The organism is Lentzea alba (genome assembly GCF_011067745.1).
In the GTDB taxonomy this organism is placed as follows: Bacteria; Actinomycetota; Actinomycetes; order Mycobacteriales; family Pseudonocardiaceae; genus Lentzea; species Lentzea alba.
In genome coordinates this window covers 284,766-303,731 of record NZ_JAAMPJ010000008.1, presented here as the reverse complement: position 1 = coordinate 303,731, position 18,966 = coordinate 284,766, and the positions used below count along the sequence as shown (strand labels likewise).

Below are 18,966 nucleotides of genomic sequence, written 5' to 3'. Positions count from 1 at the left end.
ACGTACCGGGTGATCGTGCCACAGCGGGCTTCGGCGGGTGCCCGGACCTGCGCAATCAGAAATTGTCAGACCCCGGCGTCATGATGGTCGCCATGGACGTGATGAAGGCATTCTCACCGGCGACCAGGCAGTGGTTCGCCGGGGCCTTCGCCGCGCCCACCCAGGCGCAGACGGGTGCGTGGGCGGCCGCGGCGGCGGGCGAGCACGCGCTGGTCATCGCCCCGACGGGGTCGGGCAAGACGCTGGCCGCGTTCCTGTGGGCGCTGGACCGGCTGGCTTCTTCTCCCCCGGTCCCGGAGCCGAAACGACGGTGCCGGGTGCTCTACGTGTCGCCGTTGAAAGCGCTGGCGGTGGACGTCGAGCGAAATCTGCGCGCGCCGCTGGCCGGTATCCGGCAGGCCGCGCACCGGCTGAACCTCACCGAACCCTCGATCACCGTGGGCATGCGGACGGGTGACACGTCTCCGGAGGAACGGCGGGCGTTCGGGCGCACTCCCCCGGACGTGCTGGTGACCACCCCGGAGTCGTTGTTCCTGCTGCTCACGTCGTCGGCGCGCGAGTCGTTGCGCGGCGTGGAGACGGTGATCGTCGACGAGGTGCACGCGGTGGCGGGCACCAAACGCGGCGCGCACCTGGCGTTGTCGCTCGAACGGCTGGACGCGCTGCTCGACCGGCCGGCGCAGCGGATCGGGCTGTCGGCGACCGTGCGGCCGGTCGAGGAGATCAGCACGTTCCTCTCCGGCGGCCGGCCGGTGAGGGTGGTGCAGCCGAAGACGCCCAAGACCATCCAGGTCGAGGTGGAGGTGCCGGTCGAGGACATGGCGCTGCTCGGCCAGCCGACGGGTGAGGTGTCGGGATCGGCCGCCGGAGCCGAGCAACGCACCTCCATCTGGCCATCGGTCGAGGCGCGGGTGCTCGAACTGGTGCGGGCGCACCGGTCCACGATCGTGTTCGCGAACTCGCGGCGGCTCGCGGAACGGCTGACCGCGCGCCTCAACGAGCTCGCCGAAGAGGCCACCGAGCTGGAGTCGTTCCCCGCCGAGGCCATCGGCCAGTCGGGGCTCACGGTGCAGAAGACCGCTTCGGTGGCCCGTGCGCACCACGGATCGATGTCGCGAGAGCAACGCACGGCCGTGGAAGAGGATCTGAAGTCCGGCCGGCTGCCGTGCGTGGTGGCCACGTCGTCGTTGGAGCTCGGCATCGACATGGGCTCGGTCGACCTGGTGGTGCAGGTGGAGGCGCCGCCGTCGGTCGCGTCGGGCCTGCAGCGCGTCGGTCGCGCCGGGCACCAGGTCGGCGCGGTGTCGCGAGGCGTGATGTTCCCGAAGTTCCGCGGCGACCTGGTGTCGTGCGCGGTGGTGGCGGAACGGATGCGGGACGGCGCGATCGAGGCCGTGAGGTTCCCGCGCAACCCGCTGGACGTGCTGGCGCAGCACGTCGTCGCGATGGTGGCGATGGAGACGTGGACGGTCGAGGAGCTGACCGCGCTGGTGCGGCGGGCGGCGCCGTTCGCGGGGCTGCCGGACTCGGCGCTGCACGCGGTGCTCGACATGCTGTCGGGGCGGTACCCGTCCGAGGAGTTCGGCGAGCTGCGGCCACGGATCACCTGGGACCGGGTGAACTCCGAGCTGCGCGGGCGTCCTGGTTCGCAACGGCTGGCGGTCACGTCCGGCGGCACGATTCCCGACCGCGGGTTGTTCGCGGTGATGACGCCGCCGTCGGAGAACGGTCCCGGCTCACGCGTGGGTGAGCTGGACGAGGAGATGGTCTACGAGTCGCGGGTCGGCGACACGTTCCTGCTGGGCACGTCGTCGTGGCGGGTCGAGGACATCACCCACGACCGGGTGATCGTGGTGCCTGCTCCCGGTCAGCCCGCGCGGATGCCGTTCTGGAAGGGCGACGCGCCGGGCCGTCCGCTGGAACTCGGCCGGGCGATGGGCAAGTTCCTGCGCGAAGTGTCCACGATGGAGGATTCGGCCGCTCGCGAACGGGCCGTGTCCGCCGGTCTCGACGAGTGGGCCACGGACAACCTGCTCGCGTACCTGGGCGAGCAGAGGGAGGCCACGCGGCACGTCCCGAACGACAGAACCGTTCTGGTGGAACGGTTCCGCGACGAGCTGGGCGACTGGCGGCTCGTGGTGCACTCGCCGTTCGGTGCCCAGGTCAACGCGCCGTGGGCGTTGGCGATCGCCGCGCGGCTGCGCGAACGCCGTGGTGTCGAGGTGCAGGCGGCGCACTCCGACGACGGCATCGTGCTGCGGCTGCCCGACGCGCTCGACTTCGAGGGCCTGGAGGTGACGGCGAGCGCCGAGGACGTGCTGCTGGATCCGGACGAGGTCGAGCAGATCGTGGTCGCGGAGGTCGGTGGTTCGGCGTTGTTCGCGGCCCGGTTCCGCGAGTGCGCGGCCCGTTCGCTGCTGCTCCCCCGCCGTGATCCGAAGCGGCGCACCCCGTTGTGGCAGCAGCGGCAACGCTCGGCCCAGCTGCTGTCGGTGGCCGCGAAGTACGAACGCTTCCCGGTGGTCCTGGAGGCGATGCGCGAGTGCCTGCAGGACGTCTACGACGTGCCGGGCCTGCGCGAGCTGATGTCGGACGTCCGCGCGCGCCGGGTACGCGTGGTCGAGGTCGAGACGCAGTCGCCGTCGCCGTTCGCCCGCAGCCTGCTGTTCGGTTACGTGGGCATGTTCCTCTACGAGCTGGACGCTCCTCTGGCGGAACGCCGTGCGGCGGCGCTGTCCCTGGACTCGACGCTGCTGGCCGAGCTGCTCGGGTCGGAGGCGATCCGCGAGCTGCTCGACCCCGAGGTCGTGGCCGAGGTCGAACGCAGCCTGCAGCGCCTCACCGAGGACCGCCGGCCGCGGCACGCCGAGGACACCGCGGACCTGTTGCGGTTCCTGGGAGATCTCTCCGACGCGGAGGCGCTCGACCGCGGCGTGCCCCGCGAGTGGCTGGACGAGCTGGTGGCCCAGCGCCGGGTGATCCGCGTGCGGATCGCCGGTGAGGAACGCTCGATCTCGATCGAGGACGCGGGCAGGGTCCGCGACGCGCTCGGGGTCGCCCTGCCCGTCGGTGTCCCGGAGGCCTTCACCGAACCGGTGGCGGATCCGCTGGGCGAGCTGCTGAGCCGCTACGCCCGCACGCACGGCCCGTTCGCCGCTGCCGAGCCCGCTGCCCGGTTCGGGCTGGGCGTGGCCGTGGTGACCGGTGTCCTGGAACGGATGGCCGCCACCGGCCGGCTGGTGCGCGGCGAGTTGCGGCCCGGTGGCACGCACACCGAGTACTGCGACGCGGACGTGCTGCGCCGCCTGCGCCGGGCCTCGCTGGCCCGGCTGCGTTCCGAGGTGGAACCGGTCGAACCCGCGGCGCTGGGCCGGTTCCTGCCGTCGTGGCACGGGCTGGGTCGCCGGCTGCGCTCGGCGCCCACGGTCGATGACGTGTTCTCGGTGGTGGAACAGCTCGCGGGAGCACCACTTCCCGCGAGTGCGCTGGAATCACTGCTGTTCCCGTCCCGGCTGCCGGGCTACTACCCCGCGCTGCTGGACGAGCTGACCGCGTCCGGCGAGGTGACCTGGACGGGGTGTGGCGCGCTGGCCGGTGGCGACGGGTGGATCGCGCTGGCACCGACCGACGTGGCCGACCTGCTGCTGCCGGATCTGGTGCCGGAGTCGATCCCGGAGTCACCGCTGCACACGGCGGTCCTGGAAGCCCTGTCCGGCGGCGCGTTGTTCTTCCGCCAGGTGGTCGACCGGGCCTCGCTGTCCGTGACGTGCACGGACGCCGAAGTCGTCGGCACGCTGTGGGATCTGGTGTGGGCGGGCCTGATCACGAACGACACGCTGTCGCCGTTGCGCGCGCTGGTGTCCGGTGGCGGCGCGGCCCACAAGCCTCGCCGCAGCGCTCCGCGGGGTCGCTACGCCCGGCTGCGCGCCGCTCGCCCGGACATGCCTTCGCGCACGGGCCCGCCGACGGCCGCGGGCCGGTGGTCGCTGGCCGTGAGACCGGCGGAGGATCCGACCCGCCGGGCGCACGCCCGTGCCGAGGCTTTCCTGGAACGCCACGGCGTGCTGACCCGCGGCGCCCTGGACACCGAACGCGTGACGGGTGGGTTCAGCGGCGTCTACAAGGTGCTGCGGGCGATGGAGGAGTCGGGTCAGGTCATCCGCGGCTACGTCGTCGAGGGGCTGGGCGCCGCCCAGTTCGCGGCGCGGGGTGCGGTGGACCGGCTGCGGGCGTTGTCGCGCCCACCAGGGCAACCCGCGCAGTCCGACCAGGATGCGGTGGTGCTCGCCGCGGCCGATCCCGCCCAGCCCTACGGTGCCGCGCTGGCGTGGCCGGATCCGTTGGGAGAGGGCAAACACCGGCCGGCCCGCAAAGCCGGTGCGCTGGCGGTGCTGGTCGACGGCACGCCGGCGCTGTACGTCGAGCGGGGCGGTAAGTCCCTGCTGTCGTTCACCGACGACGACCCGACCCTGCGCACCGCCGCGAACGCCCTGAGCCGGGCGGTCCGCGACGGCTGGCTGGGCCAGCTGGCGGTCCAGCGAGCCGACGGTGAGGTCGCGCTGACCTCGCACCTCGCGACAGTGCTCCAAGAGGCGGGTTTCCGCGCCACGCCGAAGGGACTGCGCTTGAGAGCTTGAGCTGCCGCCAGTGTGCGCGCAGAGCCGCGGCATAGATGCGCTCATGGCGTTGGTCGACCGCGCGCTCGACGGCGTCGAACTACCCGACTACGAGGCTGGGAAGAGCGAGCTGTAGGCGTTCAACGCCGGCTGACCACCGAGGTGGGCGTAGAGGACCGTGGAGTCGCGGTCGATCTCGCCCGAGGACACCAGGTGGATGAGCCCTGCCAGGGACTTCCCCTCGTACACCGGGTCGGTGATCATGCCTTCGAGGCTGGCGCCCAGGCGCATGGCGTCCACTGTGGACTGGTCGGCGATGCCGTAGGTGCCGGCGTGGAAGCGGTCGTCGAGGAGGATGTCCTCTTCGGACACCTCGACCTCGCGGAGCTTGGCGGTGTTGTGCGCGATGCGGGTGATCTGGTCGAGGGTCTCGGCCGGTTTGGCGGAGGCGTCGATGCCGAGCACGCGGCGGTTGGTGTCGTTCGCGAACCCCGCGACCATGCCGGCCTGGGTGCTGCCGGTGACCGAGCAGACGATGATGGTGTCGAAGAAGACGCCCAGCTGGGCTTCCTGCAGGCGGACCTCGTCGGCCCAGTTCGCGAAGCCCATGCCGCCCAGCGGGTGGTCGGAGGCGCCGGCCGGGATCGGGTAGGGCTTGCCGCCGGAGGCGCGGACGTCCTCGATGGCCTGTTCCCAGGCGGGTTTCACGCCGATGCCGAACTCGGCGTTCACCAGGCGGACGTCGGCTCCCATCATGCGGCTGAGCAGGATGTTGCCCACCCGGTCACTGCCCACGTCGGTCCAGTCGACCCAGCTCTCCTGCACCAGCACGGCTTTCAGGCCAGCGCGTGCCGCCGCGGCCGCGACCTGGCGGGTGTGGTTCGACTGGATGCCGCCGATCGACACGAGCGTGTCGCAGCCGGTGGCCAGCGCGTCGGCGACGAGGTACTCGAGCTTGCGGGTCTTGTTGCCGCCGTAGGCGAGACCGGAGTTGCAGTCCTCGCGCTTCGCCCAGACCGCCGCGCCACCGAGGTGGGTCGTCAGGCGGTCCAGGCGGTGGATCGGCGAGGGTCCGAAGAGGAGCGGATATCTGTTCACAGTTCCTCCTGCAAGGTGCTCCAGTTCTGGTCGACCAAGGTCGTGGCCAGCGAGTAGTCGCCCTGCTCGCACGCCTCGATGATCTGCTGGTGCTGCGTGACGGAATGCCGGGCGTTCGGTGAGGAGAACCGGCTGTGCTCGATCCTGCGCACCAGCGGGGTGAAGCGGTCGATCGTCGCGGCGATTGCGAAGTTGCCGCAGCAGTGGACCGCCACCGCGTGGAACTCGTCGTCGGCGGCCAGCGCGGCAACAGCGTCGTCGGCGTCGAGCGCCTTCTTGAAGGCCTTGTTCGCGGTGCGCATCGCGGCGATGTCCTCGGCCGTCATCTTCGGCACGGCCAGGCCGACGGCGAGAGCGTGCATCGCCTGCACGACGACGAGAGCGTCGCGCACCGGCTCCGCTTCCAGCGCGGTGACGCGGGTGTACGCGTGCGGCTTGGTCTCGACGAGGCCCTCATCGGTCAGCGTGGCGAGCGCCTCGCGCACCGGAGTGCGGGACAAGCCAAGCTTCTCCGCCAGTTCGACGTCCTTGATGGCCGTGCCGGGTTCGAGGTCGCCGCGCACGATGGCCGATCGGATCTCGGCCGCCGCCCGCTCCTTCAGTGACCCATATCCAATATATTGCATATTGGTCAGCGTAGGTCGTGGTCCAGGTGATCGCAACAGCAAAGCCCCCGAGCCGCGTCGCGACTCGGGGGCTTGCGAGTGGATGAACTAGACGATCGGCAGAACGCGTCCGAGCACCGCGAACGGACGCGGGTCGCCGGTGAACTGGTAGTGCCGCAACACGTCGACGAAGCCGACGCGGCGGTAGAGCTTCCACGCCTTGCTCGGACCCTCGGGCGTGGACAGCAGCACGCGGGAGGACGACACGCCCTCCAGCAGCCGGCGCAACAGGTCCTCGCCGAGACCACGTCCCTGCGCGCGCGGCAGCACGTGCAACTCGGTCAACTCGAAGTAGTCGGTGAGCCAGTCGTCGACGACGGCGAGCGGCGAGACGGCCATCAGCCCGCGCCGCACCTGTTCGTGCCACCACTGGCCAGCCGCGCCGCGGTAGCCGTAGCCGATGCCGACGAGTTCGTCCTGCTCCCCCAGCGCGACGACGCAACGCCAGTCCTCGCGCATCATGTGCGCGAGCCACATCGGGGCGCGCTGTTCGACGGTGCCGGGCGGGTAGTTCATCGCGGTCACGTACAGCGCCAGCGCCTCGCCCAGCCGCACGTTCAGCTCGGAGGCGGTCATCTCGACGATGCGCTCCAGGCGCGGCGACGCCGTCACGCCGACACCACCGCCACGCGTCCGCCGGTCAGCGCCACCAGCTCCGCGAAGGTCGTGGGGTAGACGGCGTGCGGATGTCCCGCCGCCGCCCAGATCTCCTCGTACCCGGACAACGACTCGTCCACCAGGGTCTCGATCGGCGCGGGATGCCCGACGGGCGACACACCGCCGATCACCTGGCCCGTGTGCTCGCGCACGAACTCCGGGTCGGCGCGCTTCACCGCGTCCGCGCCCACCAGTTCGGCGACCAGCGACGTGTCCGCCCGGTGCGCGCCCGAGGTCAGCACCAGCAGCGGGGCCGCCACGCCGTCGCGCACCGCGGCGAACAGCAGGCTGTTCGCGATCGCGCCCGCCTGCACCCCCACCGCCTCTGCCGCTGCCGCCGCGGTCCGCACCGCGTCCGGCAGCACGACGATGCGTTCGGCGGTCGCGGGTGGCAGGGCGTCCGCGACCTTGCGGATTCCGGGGTGTTCGAGCGCACTCACATCACCATCAGACCACGACTCGCGCCCACGTGGTGGGGCGGGTTGAGGAATCCATCGGCCGGGAGCTACGCTGAGCAGGACTCGAACATGTGTTCGAGTCGCACCATGCCTCGGAGGTGGGGTGGGGGAAGCACCCCACCTCCGAGAGCCGCCGGCTTCCCCTCGGCGGTGACGTCGTTCACCGACGCCACGAGGAGGCCGAGATGACAGCTGAGATTTCGAATCCGGCAGCCTTCCCCATCCCGTTGCCACCCGCGTCCGCGCTCGCGCTGCTGCAGCAGGCCCGCGACTCGCTCGCCGAATCCGAACGCACACCAGAGCCGTCCGAACGGTTCGCGACCACTTATCTCGCCGCGTTGCGTGCTGCCGCCGCGGTGCTCGCCTTACGTGGACGGCCCCATCGCGGGCGTTCGAGGCCGACCAGCGCGTGGGTGCTGCTCGCCGCGATGGCGCCGGAAATGAGTGAGTGGGCGGCCTTCTTCGCGTCGTGGTCGTCCACGAGGGCCGCCGTGCTCGCGGGCATCACCCGGAACGTCAACGGGCGCACTGCTGACGACCTGGTGCGCCAGACCGGTCAGTTCGTGACGCTCGTCGACCGCGTGATGAGTGAGGCGAGGCGGTGAACTCGCTCGACATCTTGCGGCGTGAGGCCGAACTGCTCGCGATGTCCGCCATCGGCCAGCCGCCGCACAAGGGCGTGCCCGCCTGCCCGGGGCTGAACCTCGGGGAGACCGTGCGGCACGTCGGCAGCGGCTATCGCAGCGCGCTGGCGTGGATCACGCTCGGCCGCGAACCCCAGGACGGGGAGTGGCAGGACTATCCCGTGCAAGGGGAAGACCCGCTGGAGTTCATGCGGTCGGGTGCGGAGGCCGTGCTCGCGGAACTCGGCGCACACGAAGAAGACGACCCGTGCGCGACGTGGTGGCCGGATCGGCAGAACTACGGGTTCTGGCGGCGACGGCTCGCGCACGAGACCACGTTGCACCGCATGGACGTCCAGGGCGCCGCCGGCATGGAGGTCGGCGCCGTCACCGACGAGGTCGCGATCGACGGTGTCGACGAGGTGCTCACGTTGTGGCTGGGGCACAAGCTGGACGTGCTCGGGGTGCGAGGGTCGCGGGACAGTCTGGTCGCCGTCCAGGTCGGGGAACACGTGTGGCTCACGCGTTGTGGTCCGCACGGCTCGTCGGCGTGGCGGGTGGTCGACCCGGAGGACGCCCACGTCGCCGACGCGCAGGTGTCGGCGAGCCCGATGACGATGTACCGCTGGTTGTGGGGACGACTGCCCGACCGGATGGTCGAGGTGATCGGCGACCACGACGCGATCGCACAGCTGTGGGCGCTACTGCGGCTCGCGACCAAGTGACACCGACGCCGTCTCCGTGACATTTCCTGGGCCCGCTGCCGAGAACAACCGGTAGCGGGCGCGGCGGCCGTCGAAGTCCAGCAGTGCCACGGAGTTCCCGAAGTGGGGCCCACTGGTCTTGCGCCAGCGCATCAGGTCCTCCGGCACACCCGCGAGCGTCGCGAGCCGGCGGAACACCCACGCGGCGGGGCGGGACCACGACAACCGGAAGGCGGGCTCGAACACCTTCGGCGGTTCGTTGTGCACCGGCGAACACACGAGCTGCGCGACCGTGGCCTTCGTCGGCGTGGGGAACTCGGCTTCGGCGACGTAGCTGTGGTGGACGTCGCCGGACAGCACGCAGATCGTCGCGGAGCCGTTGTTCGCGGCCTTCTCGATCATCCGGCTGAGCCGGTCGAACGACGCGCGGAACGCCGGCCAGTGCTCGAGATCGGCCGCCTGCCGGATCGCCTCGGCGGCCTTGCCCTGCCAGCCGGGTTTGCGCGCGCCGACCTCGTTGAGGGACTGGAGATGGCTGAGCGCGTGTGGCATCAGCCACGGCAACGACGTGCCGATCAGCAGGTGGTCGAAATCGCCTTCGGAGTTGCGTTCGATCCACTCGAACTCCTCGTCGCTGACCATCTGCCGCTTGTCGTCGGCGAGAATGCGGCCGCAGCGCGTGTCGACCATCAGCAGCCGGGCGCGGCCGAAGTCGCGGCGGAAGCTCCACCACGTGGACTTGCGGCCGTCGACCTCCTTGTCCGCCTCCTCGGCGAACTCCTCCAGCAACGGCAAAACGTCCGTGCCCTGAGCCTTCACCTTGGCGTACAAGGGATCCCGAGCGAGCTCGTCCGGGCCGAGGTTGCCGAGGTGCTGGTACACCCAGTAAGAGGCGATGGCGCCGCGAATCCTGTCGCGCCACCAGGGTTTGCCCGCCATCTCCTGACGCCACACCGCGGAGGTGTTCCAGTCGTCGCGCACGTCGTGGTCGTCGAAGATCATCGACGTCGGGACGACCGACAGCAGCCAGCGGATCTCCGGGTCGCCCCAGGTCTCGTGGTAGAGGCGGGCGTACTCGGAGAAGTGCACGACCTCGCCGTCGGGTTCTTCCGTGCCGTGCCGGTGGTCGCGCAACCACTGCTTGGTGGCCTCGGTGGGTTCATCGGCGTAGACCTGGTCTCCCAACAGGATCAGCGCCTGCGGCCACTCTTCTTCGGGGGCGCTCATCAGCCGTTGCGCGAAGGCGTCGAGGGCGTCGGGGCCGACCGGTTGGTGCGGCGCGGCACGGCACGACCCGAAGGCGATCCTGCGGACCTCGGCGGTGCGGATGACCGGCCTGGGGAACGCGCTGTCCGGCTCCGGCCAGACGACGTCGTTGTTCAGCCGGACGTCGTATTCCGTGCGCGGGCCGAGGTTTTCCAGTCTGACGAGGGCGAAGTGCTGGCTGCCCGCCTGGAACGTGCGCGCGGTGTGGCCCGCGATCGTGACATCACAGGACTCGTCCGTCTCGACCCACACGGTCGCGGACTTTTCGTTGACATACCTGAGGAGCGGTCCGAGCACCAGCTTCGCCACCCGCGAGACAGTACCCTCGCACGGGTGGAAATCACGTTCGAGGCCGCCGATCCTCCCGCCCTGGCCGCGTTCTGGTCCGAGTTCGCCGGCGACGAGATCGAGTTGACGTTCGTGTGGAGCGACGCCCCGAAGATCGAGAAGAACCGGGTCCACATCGACCTGGCCTCCACCTCGCCCGAACACCAGGCCGACCTCGTGGCGCGGGCGGTGAAGCTCGGCGCCGAACACGCCGACATCGGCCAGCGCGACGTCCCGTGGATCGTGCTCCGAGATCCGCAGGGCAACGAGTTCTGCGTCCTGGAACCCCGGCCCGAGTACCCCGGAGTGATCGCCGCGGTGGTCGTCGACTCCCCGGATCCACTCGCGTCGGCTCAGGCCACCGGACACCCGGTGGTGCGCAGCGGTGACGGGTTCGCCTCGGTACGTCCGGAGCCCGGTCCCTGGCTCGAGTTCGTGCGGACCGACGACCCCGAACCCATCACGAACCGCGTCCGCGTGCGCTGGGCCGACCCTGCCTGATCCCTGGGCCTGATCCCTGGGCCTGATCCCCCGATATCCAATATCCGATATATGGGTTATGCAAAATACGTTTGCGGACGTCCGCAAACGTATTTTGCATAAGGGTGGGTCAGCGCTGGTCAGAGCGTTGCAACGAGGTCGGCCCGGAAGACGTGTCAGAGAGCGGCGAGGCGGTCCCGGAGGGTGTCGAGGCCCATCGAGCCCATCTCCAGGGCGTCCTTGTGGAACTGCTTGAGGTCGAAGTCGGCGCCCTTGCGGGCCCGCGCGTCCTCACGGGCGGCCAGCCACAGGCGCTCGCCGAGCTTGTACGCCGGCGCCTGGCCCGGCCAGCCGAGGTAGCGGTCGATCTCGTCGCGGGAGGCCGCGGGCTCCTGCAGCGTCCTGGTCAGCATGAACTCCAGGCCCAGCTCCGGGGTCCAGCGCTCGCCGGGGTGGAAGCCGGTGCCGGCCGGGATCTCGAGCTCCAGGTGCATGCCGATGTCGATGATCACGCGGGCCGCGCGGAACAGGTGTGCGTCGAGCATGCCGAGCAGGTCGCCGTCGTCGTCGAGGTAGCCGAGCTCGCGCATGAGGCGTTCCGAGTACAGCGCCCAGCCCTCGCCGTGGCCCGACACCCAGCACATCAGGCGCTGGAAGTCGTTCAGCGTCTCCGACTGGTACACCGCCGTCGCGCACTGGAGGTGATGGCCCGGCACGCCCTCGTGGTAGACCGTCGAGGTCTCGCGCCAGGTCGGGAACACCGTCTTGCCCTCGTCGACCGACCACCACATGCGGCCGGGGCGGGAGAAGTCGGCGGTCGGCGGCGTGTAGTAGGCGCCGACGCCACCGCCGGGCGGCGCGATCTTGCACTCGAGCTTCATCAGCGCGTCCGGCAGGTCGAAGTGCACGTCGCGCAGGTCGAGCAGGGCCTTGTCGGACAGTTCCTGCATCCAGGCCCGCAGCCCGTCCTTGCCGTGCACCTGGTAGCGCGGCTGCTCGTCGAGGAACGCGGCGGTCTCCACCAGGGTGGCACCCGGCTTCAGGCGGGCGGCGACCTTCTTCATCTCCGCCTCGATGCCGAGGAACTCGTCCCAGCCCCACGCGTAGGCCTCGGTCAGGTCGAGCCGCGACCCGGTGAAGTAGCGCGAGCCGAGGCGGTACCGCTCCTCGCCGACGGCGTCCTTCGCCGGTGCCTTGGGAGCCAGCGAAGTGCGCAGGAAGGAAGCGAACTCGGCGTAGGCGGAGGACGCCGCGGCGGCGCCGGCGTCCAACGACGACCGCACCGAACCGTCGACGTCGGCCGACGCGACGAACGAGGTGAAGAACGTCGAGGCCCAGACGTCGCACTGATCGGCGACCTTGGTCACCTGGCGCAGCGCGGAAACGTGACCACGGGACGCGGCGTGCGAGAGAGAGGCGCGCAGACCTTCCAGTGCGGCGGGCACGGCCGAGAGACGACGACCGATCGTGGCCCAGTCATCGGGCGTGTCGGTCGGCATCTGGTCGAAGATGTCGCGCACCGACTGGATCGGGCTGGCGATCACGTTCAACGAGGACTCGGTCTCACCGGCCTCGTACCGCTCGTGCTCCAGGCCTGTCCGTTCCAGGAAGACGGCTCGCGCGGCGTCCTCCGAGGCATCCGCGGGCTCGGCGGCCGTGATGTCGGCGAGCGCGCGGACGGCGAGTTCGTCGCGCGCCGCGTGCCCTTCCGGGGAGAGGTCCGTCAGCTTGTCATCGGATCCCGCGAAGCCCAGGTTGGTGGCGGTGATCGGGTCCAGCGCAACGTAGTCGCTGACGTACTTGTTGCTGATTTCGTGCACGGATGCCATGCGCCGAGACGCTACCTCGCGCTTCTCGACGCGAAAAGGTAGTTAGTCAAGCTCACGACTTCCGACGGGGCCTGCGTCGTTTGGACCGTGCTGGCAGGATGTCCGCCGTGCGTCGATCCCGGGCACTGCTGCTGCCGGTCTTCTTGCTGCTCACCCTGTTTTCACTGAGTGGTTGTGTTCGCGTGTACGCGGCCATGGCCGTGTCCGACGACGACCGCATCTCCGGGGAGATCGTCGCGGCCACGCCGCCCACGCAGGACAACGACCCCGGGCCTCAGCTCAAGGTGCCGCCGGAGCTCGCGAGCCGGGTCACCACCAAGCCGTACCGGGTGGAGGCGTACGCCGGCACGCAGCTGTTCTTCAACGGCCTGTCGTTCGACGAGATGCGCACGCTGTCGATGTCGACCAGCTCGTCGAACAGCCGCTACAGCCTCAACTTCCGCCGGTCGGGTGATCTTGTCACGCTGTCGGGGTCGGTCGACCTGACCCAGGTGCCCGTGGAACGCGCGGACATCCAGATCAAGGTGAGCTTCCCCGGCAAGATCGTGAACACCAACGGCCGCGAGGAGGAGAACAACACGATCGCGTGGTCTCCCAAACCCGGTCAGGCGTCGATGCTCCAGGCGACCGTGCAGTACGCGGGCGAGGAGTCCACCTCGTTCCTCGGCTGGACGCTGCTCGTCGCCGGGCTCACCGGCGGAGCGGCGCTGATCGTGGTCGTGCTCGCCCTCATCGCGCACAAACGGAACGTGACGGTCTAGGCGCGGGCCACCAAACCCAGGCGCCCCAACACTTCCTTCGTCGCCTTCGACCGGTTCATCGTGTAGAAGTGCAGCGCCGGCACGCCCTCGTCGAGCAACCGCTGGCACATCTCCGTCGCGATGTCGATGCCGGTCGCGCGGAATCCCGCGACGTCGTCGGCGTACGGCTCCAGCCGGCGCGAGACGTCCAGCGGCAGGTCCGCGCCGGACAGCTCCACGATCTTGGACAACCCGCGCGGCGACAGCATCGGCATGATGCCCGGCAGGATCGCCGCCGAGCAGCCCGCGGCCGCCACCCGGTCACGCATGCGCAGGAACGGCTCCGGCGCGTGGAACAGCTGCGCCACCGCGTAGTCCGCGCCCGCGTTGAGCTTGCGCAGCAGGAACTTCAGGTCGGTGTCGAGATCGGCCGAACGCGGGTGCCCGTACGGGAAGGCCGCCACGCCCACGCAGAAGTCGCCGAGCTCGCGGACCAGCCGCACCAGCTCGTCGGCGTAGTTGAGGCCGTCCGGGTGCGCGACCCACTCGCCCATCGGGTCGCCGGGAGGGTCGCCGCGCAGCGCGAGGACGTTGCGCACGCCGATCGCCGCGTACCAGCCGATCACGTTGCGCAGCTCGGCCACCGAGTGGTCGACGGCGGTCAGGTGCGCGACCGGCAGCAGCGTCGTCTCCTGCGCGATGCGGCCGGTGGCGCGGATCGTGCGGTCCCGGCGCGACCCGCCGGCGCCGTAGGTGATCGACACGAACGCCGGGTCGAGGCCCTCCAGTTCGCGGACCGCCTTCCAGAGGATCTTCTCGTCCTCGGCGTCCCGCGGTGGCAGGAACTCCACCGAGAACTTGGGTGACTCCCCTTGGAGCCGCTCGACCACCGACGTCATGGGAACAACCCTAGTGGTATTTCCGCCAGGTGAGACTTCCGCTCAGCATGTGGTATCGCGGCCCCGCCGAGGTGGTATCCAGGCCCCGCCATGCGGGTGGCCCGGGACACAGCGGACCATGGGGGTGTGCCCCACCACCCCATCGATGTCGCGCTGCCCCAGCACGTCGAAGAAGCGTTGACCACGTACCTGGCCTCCCGGCGCGCGTCGGGCGAGGCGATGGACCCGAGCTTCGCGAGTGCGGTGGACGCGCTCTCCGACTTCGTGCTGGGCGGTGGCAAGCGCATCCGTCCGACCTACGCGTGGTGGGGCTGGCGCGCGGCCGGTGGCGACCCCGACGGTGAGCTCGCGGACGAGGTCCTCACGGCGGTGAGCTCGCTGGAGCTGATCCAGGCGTGCGCACTGATCCACGACGACCTGATGGACGCCTCGTCGGTGCGCCGGGGCAAGCCGACGGTGCACATCGCGTTCGGCGCGAGGCACTGCGAGCAGGGCTGGCTCGGTTCGTCGGAGCGGTTCGGCATGTCGGCGGCGGTCCTGATCGGCGACATCGCGCTGGCGTGGGCGGACGACATGCTCTTCGCCGCCGGGCTGCCGTCCGAGGTGCTGCGGCGGATGAGCGAGCCGTGGCGGGACATGCGCACCGAGATGCTCGCCGGCCAGTACCTGGACGTGCTGACGCAGGCGCGGGGCGACTCGTCCCCGGACGCGGCGCTGCGGATCGACCGGCTCAAGACGGCCGCGTACACCGTCGAACGGCCGTTGCACATGGGCGCGGCGATGGCGGGCGGCTCGCCCGAGCTGATCAACGGGCTGCGGGCGTTCGGCGCCGACATCGGTGTCGCGTTCCAGCTGCGCGACGACCTGCTCGGTGTGTTCGGGGACCCCGAGGTGACCGGCAAGCCCGCGGGTGACGACCTCGCCGAGGGCAAGCGCACCCTGCTCGTGGCCCTGGGCATGCAGTTCGGTGCCGATATATTGGATATCGCGCTGGGCAAGCCCGACCTCGACCTCGACACCATCGAAGAGGTGCGGCGCGCGCTGGTGAAGGTCGGCGCCGTCGACGCCGTCGAGGAGCGCATCGAGGAGCTGACGAAAAGCGCTCTGGCCGCACTGGACGGGGCCGCGGTGCCCGAACCCGCGGCGACCAAGCTGGCCGATCTCGCGATCAGTTCCACCAGGCGCACTTTCTAGGGCGCACTTTCCAGGGCGGGGCTTTCTGAAGTCTCGGCGCTTTCCGAACTACCAGGGTTGATTAACTCCTCGTGACCGTGTGGGCCGTTGCTTGCTGACGCTTCCGCGCCTTGTGCAACGATGTTCGGGCGATGGCAGCAACTCCGTCCCTCCCCCGCACGAGCTCCGAGGCGTCTCCACAGGAGCTTTCACCTGTCGTGCGCGCGAACACCTACGCCATCCCCATCCGCACCACCATGCTCGGCCTGCTGGGCGTGGCGCTGATCGCGCTGGGCGGCATGGGCGCGGGCGCGATCCTCGAGCGCGACCCCCTGCTCGCCCAGGTCGGGCTGAGCTGGCTGCGCTACGGCCACGGTCACGACCTCGCGAGCATGGTGCTGTATCTGGGCCTGGGCCTCGTCATCTGGGCGTGGGTCCGGCTCGGCCGGCTCGTGCGGTGGGGTGAGATCGGCGACTTCGCGGTGCTGGTCGCGGTGACGGTCTGGACGTTGCCGCTGCTGTTCGCGCCGCCCTTGTTCAGCAAGGACATCTACAGCTACCTGGCGCAGGGCCAGCTCGCGCTGACCGGGTACGACCCGTACGTGGTCGGTCCGTCCGTGCTGCAGAGCACGCTCAGCGAGAACGTCAGCTGGGTGTGGCAGCACACGCCGGCGCCGTACGGGCCGTTGTTCATCCTGGTCGCCAAGGCGATCGTCTGGGTGACGAACGCGAGCGTGATCCTCGGCGTCGTCGCGATGCGGTTGGCGCTCGCGGGCGGGCTGGTGCTGCTGTGCTGGGCGCTGCCGGGCCTGAGCCGGCACCTCGGCGGCAAGTCGGCGATCGCGCTGTGGCTGGTGGCGGCGAACCCGTTGCTGCTGATCCACCTGGTCGGCGGCGCGCACAACGACCTGCTGATGATCGGGCTGATGGCCGCGGGCGTGCTGCTGGTGCTCGACCGCCGGCACGTGCTCGGGTTCGTCCTGCTCGCGCTCGCGTTCTCGGTGAAGGCGACGGCGATCGTGATCGTGCCGTTCCTCGTCTGGATCTGGGCGGCGCGGCTCGAGGGCGACAAGCGCGCCCAGTTCCGCAAGGCGCTCCTGCCGGGCCTGGTGGCGTTCCTCGGGACGTTCGCGGTGTGCACGCTGGTCGCCGGGGTGAGCCTCGGCTGGATCCCGGCGCTGCGCAGCTCGTCGATGATCATCAACTGGCTGTCGATCCCGAGCGCGGTCGGCGACTTCGTGCGCATGGTCGTGAACTGGTTCGTCTACGTCGACGGCGGCATCTTCATCGGCGTCGCGCGGGCGCTCGGCTCGGTGGTGCTGATCTGGATCGCGTACACGCAGTGGTGGGCGGCGCGCGACGGTGACGTCCGCGACGGCATCCGGCGCGGCACGCTCACGATGCTGGCCGTGGCGCTGCTCTCCCCCGCGACGCTGCCGTGGTACTTCAGCTGGCCGCTGGCGCTCGCGGCCGGGTTCGCGTGGAGCACGGGAGCGCTCGTCACGATGACGGTCGCGTCGGTCTTCCTGCTGCTGGTGACATTCCCGAACGGCGACACGGCCCTGTACTCGTGGGGCTACCTGTTCTTCGCGCTGATGGTGTCGGTGCTGGCGGCGCGGTCGCTGGTGAAGCCGGACCCGTTCGGCCTGTCCACGCGCTACGAATGAGCCCGCCGCGAACAAACCCAGGTACAGCGAGCCTGGCCTCCGCCTACGCCGCGTGTCGCCGGGTGAACGCGCGGTACGGCAAGACGTTCTTCCTGGCCACGACCCTGCTGCGGCCCGAACAACGGCCCGCGGTGCACGCGCTGTACGCGTTCGCGCGGTGGGCCGACGAGATCGTCGACGCGGCCGGCGTCGACGACCGCGCGGGTGAGCTCGATCGACTCGAGCGGCTCCTGGAGAAGGCCCCGTCGAACCCGGTCCTGCACGCGCTGGCGGACACGATGCGCCGCTACGACATCGACCGGTCGCTGTTCACCGACTTCCTCACGTCGATGCGGATGGACCTCGACGTCACCGAGTACGCCGACCTCGACGCCCTCGGCGTCTACATGCACGGCTCGGCGGAGGTCATCGGGCTGCAGATGCTGCCGGTGCTCGGCACCGTCGTGCCCCGCGCGGACGCCGAACCGTACGCCGCCCGGCTCGGGGTGGCGTTCCAGCTGACGAACTTCCTGCGCGACGTCGGCGAGGACCTCGATCGCGGCCGGGTCTACCTGCCGAAGGACGTCCTCGACGCGCACGGCGTCGACCGCGAGCTTTTGCAATGGTGTCGTCGTCATCGTCGCGCAAACGACCGGGTGCAAAGGGCGCTCGACGACCTCGTCGCGCACTCATATGCGATATATCAGTCGGCCGAGCCGGGGATCGAGATGCTGTCGCCGTCGTCGCGGCCCTGCATGCGGACCGCGTACACGCTGTATCGCGACATCCTCGCGCTCGTCGGCTGCGAGGTGCTGTGGCGACGGGTGGCGGTGCCGAACGCCAGGAGGCTCGCGGTGGCAGTGCCCGGAGCCGGCCGGGCACTGCTCGCACGTGCGATGACGAGATGAGACCGGTTTTAGATGATCACGACGCCGACGATGTTGGACGTCGCGGAGGCGTAGACGCTCGTGCCGGGGAAGTAGAGGCGCAGGTCCGCGGACGCGTCGATGGTCAGCTTCGCGGTGAACGTCGAGTTCGGCTGACAGCTCTTGGTGTAGATGCTGGACCAGGTCGAGGCTCCGACCCTGATCTGCGCGAACACGTCGAGTCCCAGCGTCAGCTGACGCTGGGCGCCCTGGGCGCCGAGCTTGCCCTTGATCTGGAGCTGGTTGCCCTTCTTCAGCTTGACCTTCGCGCCACCCGCGTCGAGTTCCAGGGTGGTCGGCTTGGCCTGCACGGTGGGGGCCGCCCCAGCGATTCCAGGCGCCGCGACCGGCGAGAGGAGCATGCCGACAGCGGTGAGACCGGCAAGCAGTGTCTTGGTGATCATGCACACCAGTTCAGGGGTTCCAGACGTCTCTCGCCTGCGGAGACGCCTGGAACCGCTGCATCGGGTGAACTAGAAGCCCATGGCTTGCGCGCGTCGCTTTACCTCACGCCCACGGTCTCCGCGCAATGCTTCGATCGGAGTGCCAGGGAGGCTTTCGTCCTCCGTGAAGAGCCAGCGCAGAATCTCGTCCGTGGAGAAGCCCTGGTCGCGCAGCACCGTGATGGTGCCGGGCAGACCCTTGACCACCGTTCCGGCGGCAAGGAACGCTTCGGGAACGACGAGGACGCCGTCCCGCCGCTCGGCGAGCAGTTGCCCGTCGCGCAGCAGTTGGTGGACCCGGGTGACCGGAAGTCCCATTCGGTCGGCCACCTCGGGGAGAGGAAGAACCTCCAGGTCGGCAGCCAGTACATCCGCAGCGGCAGGAATCGCACTCACGGGGGTCACGATGCCATAAC

Annotated in this window: 17 protein-coding genes; 8 read left to right on the top strand and 9 right to left on the bottom strand. The window is 70.0% G+C overall.

Annotation, left to right across the window (positions count from 1 at the left end):
• The first annotated feature begins 92 nt into the window (after positions 1 to 92).
• The gene (locus tag G7043_RS28735) at positions 93 to 4,637 is read left to right on the top strand and encodes an ATP-dependent helicase (RefSeq protein ID WP_166051091.1); all 4,545 of its coding nucleotides are present in this window, start codon (positions 93 to 95) and stop codon (positions 4,635 to 4,637) included.
• An 87-nt stretch (positions 4,638 to 4,724) separates the two neighbouring features.
• On the opposite strand, the gene G7043_RS28730 is transcribed toward G7043_RS28735, so the two are convergent.
• The 4 genes from G7043_RS28730 to G7043_RS28715 form a co-directional block, all read right to left on the bottom strand.
• The gene (locus tag G7043_RS28730) at positions 4,725 to 5,714 is read right to left on the bottom strand and encodes a 1-aminocyclopropane-1-carboxylate deaminase (RefSeq protein WP_166050770.1); all 990 of its coding nucleotides are present in this window, start codon (positions 5,712 to 5,714) and stop codon (positions 4,725 to 4,727) included.
• Entirely contained in the window at positions 5,711 to 6,340 is a 630-nt protein-coding gene (locus G7043_RS28725; protein WP_166050768.1) for a GntR family transcriptional regulator, read from the bottom strand. The genes G7043_RS28730 and G7043_RS28725 overlap by 4 nt, the downstream gene beginning before the upstream one ends.
• Before the next feature lie 87 nt (positions 6,341 to 6,427).
• Positions 6,428 to 6,955, bottom strand: a complete 528-nt coding sequence (locus G7043_RS28720) for a GNAT family N-acetyltransferase (RefSeq protein WP_166051089.1) — start codon at positions 6,953 to 6,955, stop codon at positions 6,428 to 6,430.
• Positions 6,956 to 6,987: 32 nt separating this feature from the next.
• Positions 6,988 to 7,476 carry a YbaK/EbsC family protein gene (locus tag G7043_RS28715; RefSeq protein WP_166050766.1) on the bottom strand — a complete coding sequence of 163 codons (489 nt, stop codon included), beginning with the start codon at positions 7,474 to 7,476 and terminating at the stop codon, positions 6,988 to 6,990.
• Between the two features lie 203 nt (positions 7,477 to 7,679).
• Between G7043_RS28715 and G7043_RS28710 the strand changes: the two genes are divergently transcribed.
• Both G7043_RS28710 and G7043_RS28705 read left to right on the top strand, forming a co-directional pair.
• Entirely contained in the window at positions 7,680 to 8,099 is a 420-nt protein-coding gene (locus G7043_RS28710) for an SAV_6107 family HEPN domain-containing protein (RefSeq protein WP_166050763.1), read from the top strand.
• Entirely contained in the window at positions 8,096 to 8,842 is a 747-nt protein-coding gene (locus tag G7043_RS28705) for a maleylpyruvate isomerase N-terminal domain-containing protein (protein ID WP_313888116.1), read from the top strand. Before G7043_RS28710 ends, G7043_RS28705 begins: the two co-directional genes overlap by 4 nt.
• On the opposite strand, the gene G7043_RS28700 is transcribed toward G7043_RS28705, so the two are convergent.
• Positions 8,819 to 10,396, bottom strand: coding sequence for an alkaline phosphatase D family protein (locus G7043_RS28700; protein ID WP_166050761.1), 1,578 nt, complete (start codon positions 10,394 to 10,396; stop codon positions 8,819 to 8,821). The genes G7043_RS28705 and G7043_RS28700 overlap by 24 nt on opposite strands.
• 24 nt (positions 10,397 to 10,420) lie before the next feature.
• Between G7043_RS28700 and G7043_RS28695 the strand changes: the two genes are divergently transcribed.
• A complete protein-coding gene (locus G7043_RS28695) occupies positions 10,421 to 10,915 on the top strand; it encodes a VOC family protein (RefSeq protein ID WP_166050759.1) in 495 nt (164 codons plus the stop codon).
• Between the two features lie 155 nt (positions 10,916 to 11,070).
• Here the strand turns inward: G7043_RS28695 and G7043_RS28690 are convergent, their stop codons facing one another.
• A complete protein-coding gene (locus G7043_RS28690; RefSeq protein WP_166050757.1) occupies positions 11,071 to 12,723 on the bottom strand; it encodes a DUF885 domain-containing protein in 1,653 nt (550 codons plus the stop codon).
• Positions 12,724 to 12,830: 107 nt separating this feature from the next.
• Between G7043_RS28690 and G7043_RS28685 the strand changes: the two genes are divergently transcribed.
• Positions 12,831 to 13,484 (top strand): DUF3153 domain-containing protein, encoded by a 654-nt coding sequence (locus tag G7043_RS28685; RefSeq protein WP_166050755.1) that lies wholly within the window; start codon positions 12,831 to 12,833, stop codon positions 13,482 to 13,484.
• Here the strand turns inward: G7043_RS28685 and metF are convergent.
• Entirely contained in the window at positions 13,481 to 14,362 is an 882-nt protein-coding gene (gene metF, locus G7043_RS28680; protein WP_166050753.1) for a methylenetetrahydrofolate reductase [NAD(P)H], read from the bottom strand. The two genes, G7043_RS28685 and metF, sit on opposite strands and share 4 nt — an antisense overlap.
• 126 nt (positions 14,363 to 14,488) lie before the next feature.
• Between metF and G7043_RS28675 the strand changes: the two genes are divergently transcribed.
• The 3 genes from G7043_RS28675 to G7043_RS28665 all read left to right on the top strand — a co-directional run bounded on the left by G7043_RS28675 (position 14,489) and on the right by G7043_RS28665 (position 18,089).
• The gene (locus G7043_RS28675; protein WP_390828264.1) at positions 14,489 to 15,556 is read left to right on the top strand and encodes a polyprenyl synthetase family protein; all 1,068 of its coding nucleotides are present in this window, start codon (positions 14,489 to 14,491) and stop codon (positions 15,554 to 15,556) included.
• A gap of 197 nt (positions 15,557 to 15,753) precedes the next feature.
• The gene (gene mptB, locus G7043_RS28670; protein ID WP_313888115.1) at positions 15,754 to 17,202 is read left to right on the top strand and encodes a polyprenol phosphomannose-dependent alpha 1,6 mannosyltransferase MptB; all 1,449 of its coding nucleotides are present in this window, start codon (positions 15,754 to 15,756) and stop codon (positions 17,200 to 17,202) included.
• Complete coding sequence (locus G7043_RS28665) at positions 17,199 to 18,089, top strand: phytoene/squalene synthase family protein (protein ID WP_166050749.1); 891 nt, start codon at positions 17,199 to 17,201, stop codon at positions 18,087 to 18,089. Before mptB ends, G7043_RS28665 begins: the two co-directional genes overlap by 4 nt.
• Before the next feature lie 8 nt (positions 18,090 to 18,097).
• On the opposite strand, the gene G7043_RS28660 is transcribed toward G7043_RS28665, so the two are convergent.
• Together G7043_RS28660 and G7043_RS28655 are read right to left on the bottom strand one after the other, a co-directional pair.
• A complete protein-coding gene (locus G7043_RS28660) occupies positions 18,098 to 18,511 on the bottom strand; it encodes a hypothetical protein (RefSeq protein WP_166050747.1) in 414 nt (137 codons plus the stop codon).
• Between the two features lie 69 nt (positions 18,512 to 18,580).
• On the bottom strand, positions 18,581 to 18,946 hold the full coding sequence (locus G7043_RS28655) for an Rv2175c family DNA-binding protein (protein WP_313888114.1): 366 nt from the start codon (positions 18,944 to 18,946) through the stop codon (positions 18,581 to 18,583).
• Positions 18,947 to 18,966: the final 20 nt, after the last annotated feature.